Origin of the sequence: Sinorhizobium chiapasense, from assembly GCF_045277575.1 — a bacterium.
In the GTDB taxonomy this organism is placed as follows: domain Bacteria; phylum Pseudomonadota; class Alphaproteobacteria; order Rhizobiales; family Rhizobiaceae; genus Ensifer; species Ensifer chiapasense_A.
On sequence record NZ_CP144206.1, the window covers coordinates 1373304 to 1393459 of the forward strand.

11 protein-coding genes are annotated in these 20156 nt (G+C 61.8%); 10 read left to right on the forward strand and 1 reads right to left on the reverse strand.

The window, feature by feature from the left end:
• The first annotated feature begins 139 nt into the window (after nucleotides 1–139).
• From QM996_RS25105 to QM996_RS25115, 3 genes are all read left to right on the forward strand, one after another.
• On the forward strand, nucleotides 140–1333 hold the full coding sequence (locus QM996_RS25105) for a glycosyltransferase family 4 protein (protein WP_334196654.1): 1194 nt from the start codon (nucleotides 140–142) through the stop codon (nucleotides 1331–1333).
• Between the two features lie 125 nt (nucleotides 1334–1458).
• Nucleotides 1459–2868, forward strand: a complete 1410-nt coding sequence (locus tag QM996_RS25110) for an exopolysaccharide biosynthesis polyprenyl glycosylphosphotransferase (protein WP_334196655.1) — start codon at nucleotides 1459–1461, stop codon at nucleotides 2866–2868.
• A 48-nt stretch (nucleotides 2869–2916) separates the two neighbouring features.
• On the forward strand, nucleotides 2917–4266 hold the full coding sequence (locus QM996_RS25115; RefSeq protein WP_334196656.1) for a polysaccharide biosynthesis/export family protein: 1350 nt from the start codon (nucleotides 2917–2919) through the stop codon (nucleotides 4264–4266).
• On the opposite strand, the gene QM996_RS25120 is transcribed toward QM996_RS25115, so the two are convergent.
• Nucleotides 4206–4544 (reverse strand): hypothetical protein, encoded by a 339-nt coding sequence (locus tag QM996_RS25120; protein WP_334196657.1) that lies wholly within the window; start codon nucleotides 4542–4544, stop codon nucleotides 4206–4208. The genes QM996_RS25115 and QM996_RS25120 overlap by 61 nt on opposite strands.
• A gap of 590 nt (nucleotides 4545–5134) precedes the next feature.
• Between QM996_RS25120 and QM996_RS25125 the strand changes: the two genes are divergently transcribed.
• The 7 genes from QM996_RS25125 (at nucleotide 5135) to QM996_RS25155 (ending at nucleotide 20156) form a co-directional block, all read left to right on the forward strand.
• Nucleotides 5135–6946 (forward strand): type I secretion system permease/ATPase, encoded by a 1812-nt coding sequence (locus QM996_RS25125; RefSeq protein WP_500270506.1) that lies wholly within the window; start codon nucleotides 5135–5137, stop codon nucleotides 6944–6946.
• A 14-nt stretch (nucleotides 6947–6960) separates the two neighbouring features.
• The gene (locus QM996_RS25130; RefSeq protein ID WP_500270385.1) at nucleotides 6961–8274 is read left to right on the forward strand and encodes an HlyD family secretion protein; all 1314 of its coding nucleotides are present in this window, start codon (nucleotides 6961–6963) and stop codon (nucleotides 8272–8274) included.
• 63 nt (nucleotides 8275–8337) lie between these two features.
• On the forward strand, nucleotides 8338–9216 hold the full coding sequence (locus QM996_RS25135; protein WP_334196660.1) for a sulfotransferase family protein: 879 nt from the start codon (nucleotides 8338–8340) through the stop codon (nucleotides 9214–9216).
• Nucleotides 9217–9268: 52 nt separating this feature from the next.
• Nucleotides 9269–10771, forward strand: coding sequence for a lipopolysaccharide biosynthesis protein (locus tag QM996_RS25140; protein WP_334196661.1), 1503 nt, complete (start codon nucleotides 9269–9271; stop codon nucleotides 10769–10771).
• Nucleotides 10772–10993: 222 nt separating this feature from the next.
• Nucleotides 10994–13381: an RTX toxin gene (locus QM996_RS25145; protein ID WP_334196662.1), complete on the forward strand. Its 2388-nt coding sequence runs from the start codon at nucleotides 10994–10996 to the stop codon at nucleotides 13379–13381.
• A gap of 637 nt (nucleotides 13382–14018) precedes the next feature.
• Nucleotides 14019–16970, forward strand: a complete 2952-nt coding sequence (locus tag QM996_RS25150) for an RTX toxin (protein WP_500270386.1) — start codon at nucleotides 14019–14021, stop codon at nucleotides 16968–16970.
• Nucleotides 16971–17279: 309 nt separating this feature from the next.
• The gene (locus tag QM996_RS25155; protein ID WP_334196664.1) at nucleotides 17280–20156 is read left to right on the forward strand and encodes a metallophosphoesterase; all 2877 of its coding nucleotides are present in this window, start codon (nucleotides 17280–17282) and stop codon (nucleotides 20154–20156) included.

The following is a 20156-nucleotide window of genomic DNA, read 5'->3' on the forward strand; positions in this document are numbered from 1 at the left end:
GCCACGTTCCGGCGCGGCCCTCTGCCTGTTCCCTTGAATCGTCGCCGACACGGAATGCGCGCCCCGAAACGCCGTCGTTTCGCAGCCAAGCCCCTCGACGAACTACCATCAGTCGTCAGCCTCGCGGAGATACACGCAGATGAAGATCGTTCATGTGTTGACTCGCCTGCATCGCGCGGGTTCGGAGGAAAATACGCTGGCCTGTTGCAACGCGCAGGTGAAGCACGGCCATGAGGTCCTGTTGGTTCACGGCAACGAATATGATGCCAGCCTGCAGGCCTCCGTCGCCAAGACCATGCGGGTTGTCGGCCTTGACGTGCTTGTCCATCCGATATCCCCCATCAACGATTTCGCGGCCCTGCGACAACTCAGCCGCCTTCTCCTCGAATGGCGCCCCGACATCGTTCACACCCATCAAAGCAAGGCTGGCATCATCGGCAGGCTGGCGGCCAAGCAGGCCAATGTGCCGGGCATCATCCACGGCGTGCACATTCTACCTTTCGTGCACGTCGGCAATGCTCAGAAACTGACATTCCTTGCAGCCGAACGACTGACCGCACGGTTCACACGTGCCTTCATCGACGTCAGCCAATCGATGCGCGATATCTGCGTTTCCCATCATATCGGCAGCCCCGCACAGCACTATGTGGTCCATTCGGGTTTCGACCTCACGCGCTTTTCCCACGCCGATTGGCCGAACGAGGCGCCGCGGCTTCTCGGCATTGCGCCTGGCGAGCCCAAGCCGCCGGTCGTGTTGATGCTGGCGGCGCTCGAACCCAGGAAGCGCCATATCGAACTCATCGAAGCCTTTCCCGAGGTCATCGAGCGCGTTCCGGACGCGCGGTTGATCCTCGCCGGCGAAGGACCGGCACGGCGGGATATCGAAGCCGCCATTGCGCGTTCACCGGTGGGCGGCAGTATCCACCTGATCGGATATCATTCCGAGCCGGAACAGCTGATCAGCCTGGCCGATGTCTGCGTGCTGACGTCGATGCGAGAAGGACTGCCGCGCGTGGTCATGCAATACCTGGCCGGCGGCAGGCCGTGTGTCGTGTCGGAGCTGCCCGGGCTGGAGGAAGTCGTCAGGCATGGCGTCAACGGCATCGTCACCCCCGCCGGTGACGTGAACGCGGCGGCGACGGCCATTGCCGATCTCCTCGAAAACAAGACGCTTCGCGCCCATTTGGCCGAAGGTGCAAGACGCACCGACCTCACATCCTGGGGACTAGATGCGATGTGCGACAGCGTCGAGACGGTCTACCAGTCCGTGCTCGGGGCGCTGCCCCGGAACGACCTTTCAGGTGCACGGGCTTATCAGTCGCAACTGCAATAGCGATCGCAGCGCCTGCAGATTTCCACACGTCGATCAAGGCCAGGCTCCCCGCTGCCAAGGCAGGCGTGTCTGTCCTTCTCTTTCAAAGGCAATAGGTCCGTCCCGTTTCTCCTGGGAGATATATCGTGACTCAAATACCGGCCGAATCCTCACGTCCCTGGCACAAGGCGATTCCGCTCCCGATCGAGCAGATCAAGAATCGATTTGTGCTGCGCTGCCTGTTCTGCTCGCTGGCGATGCTCGGTGACCTATGCGTGATCCTTGCAGCAGCCGTCACGACCAACCTGGTCAGCCTGCACATGACCGGCCATGCGCACGGACCAAAGCTCGCCTATGTCGTCTTGCCCACCTACCTGGTCGCCGCCTGGAACCTGGGCGCTTACCATTTGCCGACGCTCCGTTCGCGCTTGGCGTCTGTCAGAAGTTGCCTCGCCTCCCTGGCGACCGCGGCCAGCTTCTCGCTCTTCGCCGCGCTCGCATTCAGCGTCATCGGCAGTTTCTCATCGCGACAAACGGCCTTCTTCCTTGGGCTCACCGCCGTCGGCCTGACCGTCTTCCATTGGAGCGTAGCGGCGGGATTGCGTCGCCGGGAGGATCAAACGGAAACGAAGGTCATTCTGTTGGGCGACGACAGCGTCCGTTCAAATCGCCAGCGCAAGGTCGCAACGACCATCAATGTGAGAGCACGCGACTGGCGTCCGGTAGAGATGGATCCGAACTTCCTCAATGATCTGTCGTTGGCCGTAGCGGACGCGGATCGGATCGTGTTGTCGTTCAGAGCCTTCAAGGAACAACAGAAATGGGCAAAGCTACTCGGCGAACTCGGGTTCGAGACCGAGTTGCTCGAACCGGGCCTTGCTGGCCTGAAACCGTTGGCGCTCCGCTATCTCGATTCCACGCCAACGCTCGTTGTCTCGACGGGACCACTGACATTACACAAGCGCGCGCTCAAACGCGGCTTCGACCTGATGCTCGTGCTGCTCGCAGCGCCGATAATCGTGCCTCTGATCGCCGTGCTCGCGGTTCTCGTACGCGCGGATTCGCCCGGGCCGGCGTTCTTTGTGCAGAAACGGATCGGCACCAACAACAGATATTTCAACTGCATCAAGTTCAGGACCATGCGCGTCGACCTGACCGATGCGGCCGGCAACCACCTTACCGAGCGCAACGACCCTCGGATAACACGGCTCGGGCACTTCCTGCGCCATACCAGTCTCGATGAACTGCCCCAACTTTGGAACGTCTTCATGGGGCAAATGAGCCTCGTCGGTCCTCGGCCACACGCGCTGGGCGCATCGGCGGAAGGTGCGCTTTATTGGGAAGTGGTGCCGGATTATTGGCATCGCCATTCGATGAAGCCTGGCCTGACGGGCCTTGCCCAAATCCGCGGTTATCGAGGTCCGACCGAGAAGAAATGCGACATCGAAAGCCGCGTCGCCGCCGACATTGAATACATCCATACGTGGTCGCTCTGGCTGGATGTGAAGATCCTTTTCAGGACCTTGCGGGTCCTTGTGCACAGCAATGCATTCTGAAGTGTCTTGAGTATCGTCACGTCTTAAGCGTTGACGAAGGAGAAGGCGATGAAACCGTATGTCGATAGCTATGCCTCCACACGGTTCGCAAGCGAATGCCGAGGCCCTGGAGGCTTTCACGGCCCTATGCGCATGGTCGATTGCGGCCGACTGCTGCTGCGAATTCTCGCGGTGCTGGCTGCCTTGCTGACCGCCAATCTCGCCCGTGCCGAGGGGTATGTGCTCGACACCGGCGATGTCGTGCGCGTCCTGGTCTTCGGTGAGGCGGCCTATCCTTTGGAGGTCGCGGTCGACGACCGCGGCTCGATCGCGCTTCCGCTTCTCGGTGACGTTCGCGCCCGTGGCCTGACGACAGCCGCCCTCTCACAGAACATCCGGAAAGCTTACCAGCAACGGAAATTGATCCTCGACCCCTATGTCAAAGTCGAGATCGGACAATACCGTCCGTTCTTCATTTCCGGCGCCGTCGCGCACCCCGGCTCCTATCCGTTCCAGCCGGGGATAACCATCCGGCACGCATTGGCGCTTGCCGGGGGCTTCCGTCCAACGACAGCCGGAGAAACCGTGCCGGCATTGCAGATCGCGGACCTGCGTAGCGAGCGGGCAAATTTGATGATCGAAGAATATCGACTGAAGGTTCGCCTTGCCCGGCTCAACGCCGAGAGCAAACTGGTCGACAGTTTTGCTATCCCGACTGATCCGCCGGCCGAACTTGGCCAGGGCCTGATTGACGAGATCATTGGAACAGAAAAGGCGCAGTTGAAGGCTCGGCTGGCCGCATTCCGGGACGACGTATCTTACCTTGAAGCCTCGCTGGCGCGCCTGAAGAAGGAAGCCGAGACGCTGGCCGGCGCCAAGGACGAACGACAGCAGACGTTGAAAAGCCAGCTCGAAGAGTTGGAAGCTGTCCGGACCCTGCGCCAGAAAGGTTTGATTACCAATACGAACGTGATGGCGCTGGAGCGTGCCCAGAACAACTATCGCCTCGACCTCGCCCAGTTCGAAATGCAGCAGACGCGGCTGCAGCAGGATCTGCTCAACATGGAGAGCGAGCTGCGCAAGAAGCATCAGGACCACGAATTCCAGTTGATTTCGGACACGCAGGAAACACAGGTTCAACTGGCGAAGCTTGCAAGCCAGCTCAGATACCTGTCGGACAAACTGCTTTTCGTCTTCGAATATGGCGAGCATCGGACAATCGAAGAGCTGCAAGGATCGGTAAGGATCCTGATTTTCCGGCGCGGCCAGAAGACGGGCCAGGAAGTCGCCGCCGACGAGGACACCGACGTCAATGCAGGCGACGTCATCGAAGTCTCGGTCGTGGCGAGCAAGGGTTTCTATTCGTCGGGAGATTCGCGTCCGGACCCGGCGGCGGACATGGAAAAGAAAGCGTTCTGACGGGAAGGCGAGCCGCCATCGACCATGTCGCGGGACGATTCCTGCGCCTTGCGACGCGATCGCAGCACCAGCAAGCCGGTCACGGACCCCAACTGAACCGTGATCACGGCGAGCAGGCTCAATAAGATCACGGCGAATACACCATCGATGCCCCGCTGAAGCAGCAGATAAACGGGCGTGATCAACAATACGACAATGGACGACAGGAAAATCCAGACGACCCGCCCGAAGCATCCTCCGAGAAAACCGATCGTCAGAAGGGTCGCGAACTCAAACACCTGATACCCCTCTCATGCTGCGCTGTTCGTCAGAGCGACAGTTGGAGTCACGTGTAAATATCGCAGTAACCATCGGCGAAAACAATGACAGTCGTGCAACAGTCTTACAAGTTTTGGATGGCCCGGCGTTGCTTTGCGGCCACTTCGACGACCAGGATGCACTGAGTATGGTATTCAGCGACCACAGTATTACCGGCATTCTGACCTTCCTTGCCGGTGCAGCCTTCGTGCTTGCGGCAAGTCATAGGCGCGCCGCGCCGCGCCACAAGGCTGCACCGATGAAACATGGGCAGCTCTTGCGCGGGCCGCGGCACAGGTCAAGCCGTCGCCACAGTGCGGTCACGTCATGGCAGGTGGCCGGCGCAATCCTCTTCATGCTTCCCCTTCTCCGATTTGCATTCGAGTTCCTGCCCGCCAATAGCGCGTGGAAGTCCGCGCGATCCGCGTTCGCTGTCGCCCCATGGCCGGCCTGGATGGAGAGCCTCACCGCAAGCGCCGCCTCTGTGAGGGACCAACTGACGAAACTGACGGGCGTCGCTTTGGACGGGCCGCTATTTTGGCTGGCCGTCGCGGTACTAGGCCTCATGCTGATGGTCGTTCCGCGGCGGCGCAGGCGAAGACGGGTTTCAGCCAACACGCCTGCAGCCACCTTTTCGGCCACGCAAAGGCGCGCGCCGGGCACGGAACTTGCGGGTGCCTTGCGTTCCTGCCGCGGCGCACTCGCGGGTGTCGCGATCTTCAGCGGCGTCAGCAACATCCTCATGCTGAACGGCGCGATCTTCATGCTGCAAGTCTACGACCGCGTCCTGCCGAGCCGGAGCGTGCCGACGCTGATCGGCCTGTCGATGCTGGCTGCCGCCCTTTTCCTCGGGCAGGCGGTCATAGATCTGCTGCGCGGCCGCATCATGACGCGGATCGGCGCCGAACTGGACGAATGCGTTTCGGGGCGGGTGTTCTCCGCCATCGCGCGCCTACCGCTCCTCGTCGGGCACCAGGGCGAAGGACTGCAGCCTCAGCGCGACCTCGACAGCATTCGCACCTTCCTCGCCAGCCCGGGTCCCAACGCGCTTTTCGAACTGCCGTGGCTACCTTTCTACATCGCGATCATCTGGAGTTTCCACCCGATCCTCGGGCTGACGGCGATCGGCGGCGCGATCGTATTGGTGGCATTGACGATCACGACCGAGATGCTGACACGCAAGCCGGCGAGCGCGGCGACATCTTCGGGAATCCGGCGCAACAACCTGGCGGAAGCAAGCCGCCGCAATGCGGAGGTTCTGGCCGCCATGGGCATGCGTCGGCGCCTGCATGAGCAATGGCAGGAGACAAGCCGCGAACACATCGCCCAGCAGCAGCGCGTCAGTGATGTCGTTGGGGGCCTCGGCAGCCTTTCCAGGGCGTTGCGACTGATGCTTCAATCCGCGATGCTGGGCGTTGGTGCCTGGCTGGTGATCCATGGTGAGGCAACGGCCGGTGTCATTATCGCCGGCTCGATCCTCGCTGGACGGGCCCTTGCGCCCGTCGATCTCGCAATCGCTCATTGGCGCAATTTCATCTCTGCGCGCCAAAGCTGGCGCAGGCTGAGCCAATTGCTTTCACGGCTGCCGGACGAAGTGGGGCCGATGGCCCTCCCGGCGCCACGCTCCAGCCTCACCGTCGATCGCGTCGCCGTCAGCGCGCCTGGCACGCAACGGCTGATCGTGCAGGGCATCGAGTTCAACCTCAGCGCAGGCGTCGGGCTCGGCGTGATCGGCGCCAGCGGTTCCGGCAAATCAACCTTCGTGCGCGCCCTCGTCGGCGCCTGGCGACCGACGATCGGCCGCATAAAGCTGGATGGGGCGGCACTCGATCAATGGCCGCAGGACCACCTTGGGCGTTACATCGGCTATCTGCCGCAGGACGTGGAGCTCTTCTCGGGAACGGTCGCGACCAACATTGCGCGCTTTGAGCCGGCGGCAGATGCCGAGGCCGTTGTTGCCGCGGCACGGGCGGCGGGTGTTCATGACCTGATCGTCAGTCTGCCCAATGGATACGAGACCCAGATTGGCGAAGGCGGAACCGCACTTTCGGCCGGACAGCGTCAGCGCATAGCGCTCGCCCGCGCCCTCTATCGCGACCCATTTCTGATCGTGCTCGACGAGCCGAACTCCAACCTCGACGCGGATGGCGAGAGTGCGCTTGGCGAAGCGATCAAAAGGATCAAAGCTCGCGGCGGAATCGTCGTCATCGTCACGCATCGACCGAACATTCTCGCCGCGGTCGACCTGGTGATGGAAATGAAGGAAGGACAGATGCAGACGTTGGGCCCGCGAGAACGGGTGCTTTCGAAGCTCTCCCCGCCGCAGCCGGCCAACACTGATTTCCTCAGACCCGTCGCCATCCACCCCAAACTGCCGAATTGAAGGCGGTCAAAACAATGGTCGCCAGTCCAATGAACGCACCGCACTCCCACCGACGCTCTATTCGCCGCAACCTCCTGGGTGGCGTCACGGTCATCGCCCTGCTTTTCGGCGTGGTCGGGGGCTTCGCTGCAACGATGGAGATCTCCGGCGCTATCATCGCCCACGGCGTGGTGGTCGTCGCCTCCAATGGCAAGAAAGTTCAGCACCCGACGGGCGGCATTGTCAGCAAGATCCTTGTGCGCGACGGTACGCATGTCGAAGCTGGCGATCTTCTCGTGCAGCTCAGCGATGTCGTGCCGCGCGCCAATCTGGCCTTCGTGACCAAGAGCCTGGACGAGCTCTATGCCCGAAAATCGCGCCTCGAGGCAGAACGCGACGGCGACGAGCAATTGACGATCGCCCCGACGCTGGTCGCGCGGATGAGTGAGCCGGAAGTTGCGGCGCTGGTCACGAGCGAGCGGCGACTGTTCGAAATTCGTCGCATCGAGCGCTCCGGCAACAAAGCACGGCTTCGCGAGCGCATCGAGCAGCTCCAAAAGCAGATCGAGGGCTACCTGGCGCAAGGAAAGGCCAAGAGCAAGGAGATCGAACTGATCGGGGAAGAACTCAAGGGGATTCGCGATCTTGTCGAGAGGAAGCTCACGCCACTGTCGAAGCTGACGGCCTATGAGCGCGACGCGACCCGGATCGAGGGCGAGCGGGCGCAACTGATCGCCAGCACAGCGCAGGCGCGGGGCGCGATCGCAGAGGTGCAACTTCAGATCCTGCAGCTGGACAAGGAGTTTTCGAGTTCAACCGGCAGCGAGCTTCGCGACGTCGACGCCAAGATTGCCGAGTTCGAGGAGCGCCAGGTGACGGCCGCGGATCAACTGTTGCGCATCGATATCCGTGCGCCCGTCAGCGGCTCCGTCTATCAGTCGACGGTGCATACCATCGGCGGCGTGATTGGTGCCGGCGAGCCGATCATGATGATCGTACCGGATCACGATGCCTTGGCGATCGAGGCAAAGGTTGCTCCTCAGGACATCGACCAGGTCCTTATCGGCCAAGGCGCCCAGCTGCGGTTCACCGCCTTCAATCAGCGCATCACGCCGGAATTCCAAGGTGTCGTCTCAATGGTCGCGGCCGACGTGACGCACGATCAGCGTACGAATGAAAGCTACTACGTCGCGCGGATCACGCCGAAGCTCGATGGGTCGGAACGTTCCTTGACCCTCCTTCCCGGCATGCCCGCCGAAGTGTTCATCACGATCGGAGACCGGACGATGATCTCCTATCTGATGAAGCCCTTGTCAGACCAGATGATGCGGGCATTCCGGGACCAATAGGCGCAACGCAGGCGGCACCGACGCTGCCGCTGAATCCGGTGTCTCCAGCGAAGGAGGATTGCTGTGATCGCGAACAAGCTCAGACCTCCGATATTCCTGATCGGCAACTATCGCTCAGGAACGACAATCACGCAGAAATTGATCGGCCTGCATCCGGACGTGGTGACCTGGTATGAGCCGCGCACGCTCTGGCTCTACGCGGACCCCGGGAGGCAACACGATGTGTTCACCGAGCGTGATGCCACGGAAAAGGTCATCCGCTACATTCGCGGACGCTTTCTCGAATTTCAGGTGAAGAACGGCGGCCGTCAGATCATGGAGAACACTCCGTCGAACGTCCTGCGCGCATCCTATGTGCACGAGATTTTCCCGGAGGCGACCTTCCTCTTCATCACCCGAAATCCGTTCTCCTACATCAGCTCGATGGAACTGAAATGGCAGAGAACGAAGACGCTGAAGGGCATGAAGAGAACGCTTTCGACGACGCCACTGACGCAGCTCCACTACTATGCCGCCGTGCTCATCCGCCAAATGTTCGTCAAGAAAATACTGCGGAAGAAATACGCGCCGATCTACGGCCCGAAGTACGAGGGGATCGATCAGGATCTGAAGGAACATGACAAGCTGACAGTGATTGCGCGCCAATGGGCGCGTGGCAATCGCCGGGCCAGGGAGGATCTTGCCAAGCTTGGAGACGGCCGGGTGCTGACATGTCGATACGAAGACCTGATGCAGGATACCGAGACGACCCTGCGCCGCATCTACCACCACTGCGGGCTCGCCTGCAGCGATGATATCCTTCGTGCCGCCAAGGAAATGGTCGACCCCACCCGCCAGGAGAAGTGGCTTCGCTTCGATCGCGAGCAACTGCGGGCAATCCTTCCGGAGATCGAGGAAGAAATGCGCGTGTATGGCTACGAAGTTCCGCCTCCCCTTCAATGAGAGAGTGCCGCAAGAGCAGAGTGTAGGTTCATTCGCCCGAGGAGAGCAAGGCGTGGGTAACATTCGACAGGGGCTGGCAAAGCGTAGTGTCGTGGGCATGTTCTGGACGGGCCTGTCCATGGGGGCGCTCGCCGTGGCGGAGGCCGTCGCGCTGCTCGTGCTTGCCCGGCTTCTTTCTCCCAATGAATTTGGGCTTTATGCCGCGGCCCTCGTCATCATCAAGCTGGCAACCATCTTCGAAAACCTCGGCGTCGCCCCGGCAATCGTGCAACGGCCCGAACTCGATGATCGTCACCTGCGGGTCGGCTTCACCTTGTCGCTGATCCTCAGTCTCGTGATCGCCGGGCTGGTCTGGTTGACGGCACCCGCGATCGCACATGCCATGCGACTTGCCGACCTGGCACCCATCGTGCGCGCTACCAGCGTGGTCTTCATTTGCCAGGGCGTCGCGCTGGTGGCGCAGGCCGTCGCCCAGCGAGCGCTGCGGTTCGAATGGCTGGCCGCCGTCGACGCGATAAGCTTTGCGGTCGGCTTCGTGATCGCAGCACCGATCCTTGCCTTGGCTGGTTTCGGAATTTGGGCGCTCGTCGGTGCGCTGATGACCCAAAATTTTCTGCGCACGATCGTGTTGCTTGTCGGCCAGCCACATCCGAAACGTCCCCTGCTGGAGCGGCGTGCAATCAGCGAATTGCTGTATTTCGGTGGCGGGTTCACCATTGCCAGAGTGTGCAACTATCTCGCAGCCCAGGTCGACAAGCTCATCGTAGGCCGCTGGCTTGGAGCGGAAGCGCTCGGTATCTATTCGCTCTCCTCGCAGCTCATGACCACGCCAGCGGTCATAATCGGCCAGATTCTCGACCGTGTCCTGTTTCCAACGATGGCCCTCGTACAACAGGAGCCCGCCCGGCTCGCCCGCGCCTATCGTAGCGCGGTTGCCGCCTGCGCTCTCGTGGTGCTGCCGGCAAGTCTCATCGTCGCGATCGCGGCGCCCGAACTCGTCGTGGTGCTCCTCGGCCAAGGATGGGACGCGGTCGTCGCTCCGCTCCAGATCCTGGCCGTCGGCATGTTGTTTCGCACGAGCTACAAGCTCAGCGACTCCATTTCGCGGGCGACCGGTGTCGTCTACGCAAGGGCGTGGCGGCAGGCGATCTTCGTGATCGCCGTGGCGGCAGGCGCTTTTCTTGGACGCTACTGGGGCGTGACCGGTGTGGCGGTCGGCGTTGTCGCGGCCGTCATGACCAATTTCATGCTGATGGCGCATCTCAGCCTGCGCGTCACCGGGATCAGCTGGTCCGAGTTCATCGGCGCACATGTGCCGGCATTTGCGCTCGCGGGCGTGGTTGGCGCCAGTGCCTGGATCGCGGCGGATCAATTGCGCCAGGTTGACGTGATGCCGCTCGTCCTCCTCTTCAATGTCGCTATTGCCGCCGGTGTAACGGGCCTGGTGTCGTGCTGGCTGCTGCCGTCGCTGTTCCTTGGTCGGGACGGGCAGTCGATGCTTCGCCTGGTCGCCGGATTGGCGCCCGCTTGGCTGCGACGCAGTCGACCGAGCTAGGCAGACAACCCTCCTACCGTTCGGTGGCATAGTCCGGACGGCGAAACACAAGCGTTCCAAATTCCGTCCCGCGATCCGATCGAGTGACGCCGTTCCTGCCCAACGGTCGCCATCCTTCGGCCGCGGGTTTCGGCATGACCCAGGGGTGTCCGTCCTGACGGGCACCGATCGCGGACCTGCAAAGGCCGGCTGAGGAGGCGGCCTCAGTAAAGGAGATACGACATGACCAGTTTGGCTCGGTTTCCTAGCATCAAAGAACTCTTGGCAGATATTGACCTCGACTACGGCCTTAAGGGCGGATTGGGCGATGACGGCTCGCTGGCACTAACCGGTATGTCCGCTGCAAATGCGGTACTGGCGTCTTTTGCCCAGAACATGCTGCGCGCGACGGTCTCCTTCGAGGGCAGCGACTGGGACGTCTCACCAATGGGCCTCGATCCGTGGCGGGAGCCGGAGCAACGCGATGATGGCGTCAGCGGCACCACGGCACCGGCCGAAACAGGTTTGGCGAAAGAGAGTGCAGCAAGCCCATCACCCGCCATGACGACCAGCGACGGGGAAACGGCCACAACGATGGAGGTGCAGAGCCTTGCCGCTTCGACGAGCAGCACACCGACTGCGCTCGAAATCCGCGTTTCCGGTGTCGCCGATGACGCCGAGGAAAAGGCGTCGGGGACGATCTCGGGCAACATCAACGATCTCGAACTCGGCTTCGACGGCACCACCCGTCAGACGGTTGGGCTCCGCTTCACCGGCATCGACATCCCCAAAGGCGCCATCATCACCAATGCCTATATCCAATTCACCACCGACGAAGTGACCACGGGGGCGGTTTCACTGCTGATCCGCGGCCAGGACTCGGACGACGCGGCAGCTTTCACAACCGCGAAGTTCGATGTCTCATCCCGCCCGATTACGGATGCGTCGGTCGGCTGGACACCGGCGGACTGGACAATACGCGGCGAGGCCGGAGCCGGCCAACGCACGCCGGACCTCAAGGCGATCATCCAGGAAATCATCGATCGCGACGGCTGGGCGGCGCTGAACGACATTGCCTTCCTGATCACCGGCACCGGCACGCGCACCGCCAAGTCCTTCGACGGTAACGCCGCCGCGGCACCGCTTCTGCACCTCGAATACTACGTGCCGCCAGCAAGCGCCCCGGTCGTCTTCAACACTCCGGCAGATACCAACGCCGCCGCCAACCAGATCGCGGAGCTGGCTGCTGTTGGAGCGGCCATCGGCATCACCGCTTCGGCCAGCGATCCCGATGCCACCGACACGGTGAGCTACAGTATAGACGATGCGCGTTTCGCCATCGACGCCAATGGCATCATCACCCGCTCGGGCACCGGCACGCTTGACTTCGAGACGCAGGCCCAGATCACCCTGACGGTGACGGCGACCTCGTCCGACCGAAGCACGGCCACTCAGACCTTTACCGTCAACGTTCTCAACAGTCCGGAACCGGTCGCCTTCAACACCCCGGCCGATGCCAATACGGCCCAGAACCAGATTGCCCAGGACGCTGGCGCCGGCACCAAGGTTGGCATCACGGCCTCTGCAAACGATCCTGATGCCGGCTCGACCGTCACCTATAGCCTGAACGATTCACGTTTCGCCATCGATGCGGGCGGCGTCATCACCCGCTCGGGGACCGGCGCGCTCAATGCGCAATCCCAGCCTTCGATCACCCTGACGGTCACGGCCAGGTCGTCAGACGGGAGCACAGCCCAGCATGACTATACCGTCAACGTCACGACGGGGACCCCGAGCCCGCCCACTTCGGCAACCTTGGTGCACACCGTACTGACCTCTCAGTGGTCGCCGGCGAGCCCGGACCCTTCCGGTATCACCTACATCTCTCATCTCGGCACCCTGATGATTTCCGACGGTGAAGTCGATGAGATGTCGATATTCAAGGGAAAGAACCTCTTCGAGATGAGCCTGAACGGTACTCTGGTCAGATCGCTCACCACCACCAGTTTCTCGGACGAGCCAAGTGGTGTTGCTTATAATCCGACCAACCGGCACCTCTATTTCTCCGATGATACCGGAACGAAGAGTGTCTACGAACTCAACCCGGGTTCGGACGGACTTTACAACACGGCCGATGACATCGTGACCTCGTTCAAGACGTCTGCATTCGGGAGTTCCGACCCCGAGGGCATAGCCTACGACACGAAGCGCGGCGTCCTGTATCTCGCGGACGGCAACACGAGGATCTACACGATCGCCCCGGGCGCGAACGGCAAGTTCGACGGAGTGGCCTCCACGGGCGGCGATGACGTGGTGAAGAGTTTTTCGATCGGGACGCTGTCCAACGGAGATCCTTGCGTCGAGTATGACCCCGTTCACGACCTGCTCTATGTCGTCAAGTCGCGCACCCAGGTCGTGATGATGTCAACGACGGGGCAGCAGCTGGGCACGCTCGACATATCGGCGGCCAATGCCCGCAAGGTGGCCGGCCTGGCGCTGGCGCCAAGCAGCGACGATGCGAACCAGATGAGCCTCTACATCGTGGACAGAGGTGTCGACAACGACTCCAACCCGAACGAGAACGACGGCAAGCTGTACGAGTTCCGGCTCGACCACTGGCTGCTCGCCTGATCGGGAGCAACGTGCATGATCGGCCACTTTGCCAAAACCTAAATCGTGTCGCGCAAAAGTGCGCAGCGTTGTTTGATAAATACATAATAAATATCAATTACTTAAAGCGCACGAAGCGAATCTGAGAGATCGCGGCGCGCTTCAATGATTTCGTCGCGCGGCGCTGACCGCGTGACGAGCGCAGGGGTGGCCGCGTCCTGGTTGGCCCCGATTATCCGCAACCACGGAAAGGAGGTTGGACATGTCTAAGTTGTCCCGCGTTCCATCTGGCCTAGACGACCCAAAACTCCTCACGGTCGAGTTCGGGCTGAGTTTTGGCGCCCATGCCAGTTACGTATTCGAGGATGATGCCGGAGGTTGGATCTGGACCGCTCACCCTCAAGGGCTGGTACAGCGATCGGTGGCTGACCTGAGCGCGAGCTGGGAGGAGCCCACGGTCGCCACTCATGGGCACCGCTCCTCCGTGGATGCCAGCACAGAGTACCAAGGCCTGCTCTTGGATACGGCGGATACCCCCGTGGCCTCCAGCCTCGACGGGAGGTCGCTTGCAAACGATACGCACGAGAGCACGCTGCGCACCTACGAAGTAACAGCCTTGGAGTCAACATTAAGCAAGGCTGACTCCGGCGCGACGACGTTGAGCAGTACCGCCCTCAGCGCGCTTACCGCCGACCCGACTTTCGAGACAAGGATCGCCACCGCCGCTGATGACATCGAGGAAAAGAGCTCCGGCACGATATCCACAAACATCAACGATCTGGATATGGGCTATGATGGGAACACCCGCCAGACCGTCGGACTTCGTTTCACCGGGATCGACGTTCCCCAGGGTGCGGTCATTACCAACGCCTATATCCAGTTCACCTCCGACGAGGTCGGCACCGGCGCGGCGTCATTTGTGATCCGTGGTGAGGATGCAGACGATTCGGCCGCCTTTACGGCCATCAAGTTCAACGTCTCCTCGCGCCCGACCACGGACGCATCCGTTGACTGGACGCCAGCAAGCTGGACGGTGCGCGGTGAAGCCGGCATTGCCGAGCGAACGCCGGATCTCAAGGCGATCGTCCAGGAGATCATCGACCGCGGCGGCTGGGCGGCGCTCAACGACATGGCATTCACGCTCATTGGCACCGGCACGCGCGTGGCGAAGTCTTATGAAGGCAGCGCCGCTGGCGCCCCGCTCCTGCACATCGAATACTACGTTCCAGCGGCAGGTAGTCCGGTTGCCTTCAACACGCCGGCCGATATCGATACGGCCAGCAACCAGATTGCCGAACTCGCATCAGCAGGCACCAAGATCGGTATCACCGCTTCCGCCAGCGACCCCGACCCTGGCTCGACAGTCGTCTACAGTCTTGACGATCAACGCTTCGCCATCGACAGCAACGGCGTCATCACCCGGTCTGGCACCGGCACGCTCGACTTCGAGACCCAGGCATCGATCACGCTGACGGTCACGGCGACCTCGTCCGACCAAAGCACCGCGACCCAAACCTTCACCATCGGCGTTCTCAACAGCCAGGAGCCGGCTTCCTTCAACACACCGGCCGACACCGACACGGCCAACAACCAGATCGCCGAAGGCGCTGCCGCTGGCACCGTGGTCGGCATCACCGCTTCGGCCAGCGATCCCGACGCCGGCGACACGATCAGCTACAGCCTCGATGATTCACGTTTCGCCATCGACGCCAATGGCGTCATCACCCGCTCGGGCACCGGCACGCTCGACTTCGAGACCCAGGCTTCGATCACGTTGACAGTCACGGCAACCTCGTCCGATCAAAGCACCGCGACCCAGACCTTCACGCTTGGCATCCTCAATAGCGCCGAACCGGTCGCCTTCAACACACCGGCCGACACCGACACGGCCAGCAACCAGATCGCCGAAGGCGCTGCCACTGGCACCGTGGTCGGCATCACCGCTTCGGCCAGCGATCCCGACGCCGGCGACACGATCAGCTACAGCCTCGATGATTCACGTTTCGCCATCGACGCCAATGGCGTCATTACCCGCTCGGGCACCGGCACGCTCGACTTCGAGACCCAGGCTTCGATCACGTTGACAGTCACGGCAACCTCGTCCGATCAAAGCACCGCGACCCGGACCTTCACGCTTGGCATCCTCAATAGCGCCGAACCGGTCGCCTTCAACACGCCGGCCGACGCCGACACGGCCGCCAACCAGATCGCCGAACGCGCAGCCGCTGGCGCCGTGGTCGGCATCACCGCCTCGGCCAGCGATCCCGACGCCGGCGACACGATCAGCTACAGCCTTGATGATTCACGTTTCGCCATCGACGCCAACGGCGTCATCACCCGCTCGGGCACCGGCACGCTCGACTTCGAGACCCAGGCGTCGATCACGCTGACGGTGACGGCGACATCGTCCGACCAAAGCACCGCGACCCAGACCTTTACCATCGGCGTTCTCAACAGCCAGGAGCCGGTTGCCTTCAACACGCCGGCCGATGCCGACACGACCACCAACCAGATTGCCCAGAATGCTGTCGCCGGCGCCAAGGTCGGCATCACGGCTTCGGCCAGCGACCCGGACGCCGGTGATACGGTCACCTACAGCCTCAACGATTCACGCTTCGCCATCGACGCCAATGGCGTCATCACCCGTTCTGGCACCGGGACACTTAATGCCCAGTCCCAACCGTCGATCAACCTGATAGTCACGGCGACGTCGTCCGACGGCGGCACTGCTTCCGAAACCTTCAATTTGAACGTCACCAGCGGCGCGAACGGCCCGCCGACATCAGCGACCTTGGTCCATACCGTCCTCACCTCGCAGTGGTCGCCCGCGAGCCCCGATCCCTCGGGGATCACCTATATTTCGCATCTCGGCACGCTGTTCGTTTCCGACGGTGAGGTCGACGAGATGTCGATATTCCAGGGCAAGAATCTCTTTGAGACAAGCCTGAACGGCACGCTGGTAAGGTCGCTTACAACCATCAGTTTTTCCGATGAACCGAGCGGTGTCGCCTATAACCCCACAAACCACCATCTCTATTTTACCGACGACACCGGCACGAAGAGCGTCTACGAACTCAATCCCGGAACGGACGGACTTTACAACACGTCCGACGACATCGTGACCTCATTCAAGACCTCGGCGTTCGGCAGCACAGATCCGGAAGGGTTGTCCTATGACCCAAACCGCGGAGTTCTGTACCTCGCGAATGGCGTCAATAACACCATCTATACGATCAATCCGGGTGCGAATGGCAAGTTCGACGGCGTGCCATCCGTGGGTGGTGATGACGTGGTGACGAGTTTTGCTATCGGCACGGTGTCAAACGGGGATCCCTGTGTCGAATACGACCCAGTTCACGATCTGCTCTACATCGTTAAGTCGCGTACCGAGGTGGCGATGACGACACCGACAGGCGAATTCCTGGGAACCCTGGATATATCCGCGGCCCATGCACGCAAGGTGGCGGGAATGGCGCTTGCGCCGAGCAGCGACGACCCGAACCAGATGAGCCTCTACATCGTCGATCGCGGCGTCGACAACGACGCGAACCCGAACGAGAACGACGGCAAGATGTATGAGTTCCGGCTGGACCATTGGCTGCTCTCCTAAGGAGACTCGGGGCACATTGCCCGACCAGCAGCGCCGATCGATCAACCGGATCGACAAGCCAGGGGTAATCGCAGCTTTCCTTCGGACGGTCCCGGGAAATGACCGGCTCCTGCGGCCATTGCCGCGGGGGCTCGCGACAGGGACTCGCGCGTGGCACGTTCGAGCATGCAGCACAAACGGCATGTGTGAAATCAAATAGTTATGGCGCGTTGCGCGGGGCGTTTAAGCGCAACGCGCAATCGTGCCGGCTGTGGCGTGTGCGGCACAACGCAAGATTCAACCTGGAAGCTGCGGAAGGGAGATTTGGACATGTCTAAGCTGTCCCGCATTCCGTTTAACATAGACGACACGTTGAGTTTTGACATCAAGGGCGGTTACTCGCTCGATGACGGTTTCATCGGGCCGGCGGGAGCCGCCAATCCGAACCTGGCGGGGTCCGTCAATCTGTACGGGATACCGCCGAGTGCGGGGACGCTCGAGCTGAGTGGAGACTGGGCCGGCTCCGCCGATCACAGCCGCCGCTCCGCCGTCGAGGCCGGCAAGGATGGTGACGACCGGGCATCAGATGCCGCACCGGGCGAGATCGATGGCTCGGCTTTCACGCCCGCGATCACCATCGCCAAGGCGGCGGAGAGTGGGTTCGGTACCCCCGGTTTCGCAGAGGCCGCACCCAGATTTGGCGCCCACGCCGACAGCACCTTGTTCGATACACCTCCAGATAGCACTCGCGGCTTCTGGCGTTCCGGTACTGCCCAAACCGTTGGCGCCGAGGGGCAACCGACCGAGACCGCTGAGGCGGATGGTCAAGCCGCGACCGCGCCCAGCACCACCGCCAGCCTGCTTGCAGCCAGCGATCCGATCTTCGAAACAAGGGTCGCGTCGAGCCTCGATGACGTCGAGGAACGCCCCACGGGCTCGATGTACATCACCAGCAGCGATCTTGAGCTGACGATCGATGGCACTTTGAACCAAACGGTCGGAATGCGCTTCAATGGCATCGACATCCCCCATGGTGCCGTCATCACCAACGCCTATATCCAGTTCACGGTCGACGAGGTGACCACCGGGGCCGTTTCGCTGCTGATCCGCGGCGAGGACGTGGACGACGCCGCTGCCTTCACAGGCACGGCCTTCAACGCATCTTCGCGCACCAGGACGGACGCGTCGGTGAGCTGGGCACCGCCAGACTGGACGACACGCGGCGAGGCCGGCCTTGCCGAACGCACGCCGGACCTCAAGGCGATCATCCAGGAGATCGTCGACCGCACCGGCTGGGCGGCGCTCAACGATATGGTGCTCCTGATCACCGGCACCGGTACACGCACGGCGAAATCCTTCGATGGCAATGCGGCGGCCGCGCCCCTCCTGCACATTGAGTACTATGTGCCGCCGGCGAGCGATCCGGTCCACTTCAACACCCCAGCCGATGCCGATCCTGCCACCAACCAGATCGCCGAACTCGCGGCAGCCGGCACGGCGATCGGTATCACCGCTTCGGCCAGCGATCCCGATGCCGGCTCGACCGTGACCTACAGCATCGATGACGCGCGCTTCGCCATCGCCGCCGACGGCGTCATCACCCGTTCCGCGACTGGCACGCTCGACTTCGAGACCCAAAGCTCGATCACCCTGATGGTGACGGCGACTTCGTCCGACCGAAGCACCGCGACCCAGACCTTCACGCTCGGCATACTCAACAGTCCGGAGCCGGTCGCCTTCAACACCCCGGCTGACAGCGACACCGCCACCGATCGCATCGCCCAGAGCGCTGCCGCCGGCACCAGGGTCGGCATCACCGCCTCGGCCAAGGATCCCGATGCCGGTTCGACCGTCACCTACAGCCTCAACGATCCACGCTTCGCCATCGATGCCAATGGCGTCATCACCCGTTCGAGCACCGGGACACTCAATGCCCAATCCGAGCCGTCGATCACGCTCCATGTGACGGCCACTTCGTCGGACAACAGCACCGCCACGCACGACTACACGGTCGCGGTCGCTTCACAGGCAGGACCGCAGGTTTTATATCGCTTCGCAGTCTTCGGCGATTACGGCGATACCAGCCTTAACGGCGAAAAGGCGGTGTCGGCGCTTATTCATAGCTGGAACGTCGATTTCATTCTCACCATAGGCGACAACGTCTACGCACCACAGACGTTGGACAATGCTGTCGGCCAGCAATACCACGACTACGTTGGCAACTATCAAGGCGCCTATGGCGCCGGCAGCGCCATCAACCGCTTCTTTCCGACACTCGGCAACCACGAGTACAACGAGAACAACGTCACCAATTACCTGAATTACTTCACGCTGCCCGACAACGAGCGGTATTACGACTTCCAGGTTGGGCCGGTGCACTTCCTCGCGCTCAACAGCAACAAGCAGGAGGTCGATGGCCGCAGTGCCACGTCAATCCAGGGGCAATGGGCGCATTCCATCCTCGATGCATCGGATGCAAGCTTCAACGTCGCCTACTTTCACCACACACCCTATAACCCGAGCGGCGGCACCACCACCATGCGATGGCCCTTCGAGCCTTGGGGCGTGGACGCGGTGTTTGCCGGACATCAACACAACTATTACCGCGAAAATCGCGACGACAACGGCGATGGGGTACAGCTTCCCTATACCACCACCGGCCTCGGCGGTTCTGGCCGCGACGTCCCGAACGTCGGCACCAATCTCGTTACCATCACCGATCAGGGCATGCTGATCGAATTCTACAAGGTCAGCAGCTTCAACGGGACCACCGCCACGAGCGTCCTCACGGACTCCTATTTTGTCCCGACCCCGGTGGGTCGCACCCCGACGATCGTCAACGGCGGTTACGTGCTGGACGGCACGACGGGCGCCGACTATCTCTGGGGGCTTGGAAGCAATGCGACGCTGACGGGCGGCCGCGGCAACGATACGCTGGTCGGCGGCAAGAACAACAACCTGTTCGTGTTCCACACCGGCGACGGAAACGACACGATCCTGAATTTCCGGGCCGGCGCCAGCACCGGCGACGTCCTCGACCTGCGTGACTACGGTATCGACAGTGCCAGCAAATTCCAGCAGGTGGCGTCGAACCAGGGCGCGAATGTCGTGGCCAACCTCAGCGGCACCGACCACCTGACCTTGTTCAGCGTGCATGCCGAGCAACTCCACGACGACAACTTCGTTCGGACAGGACTCCTTGTCTGA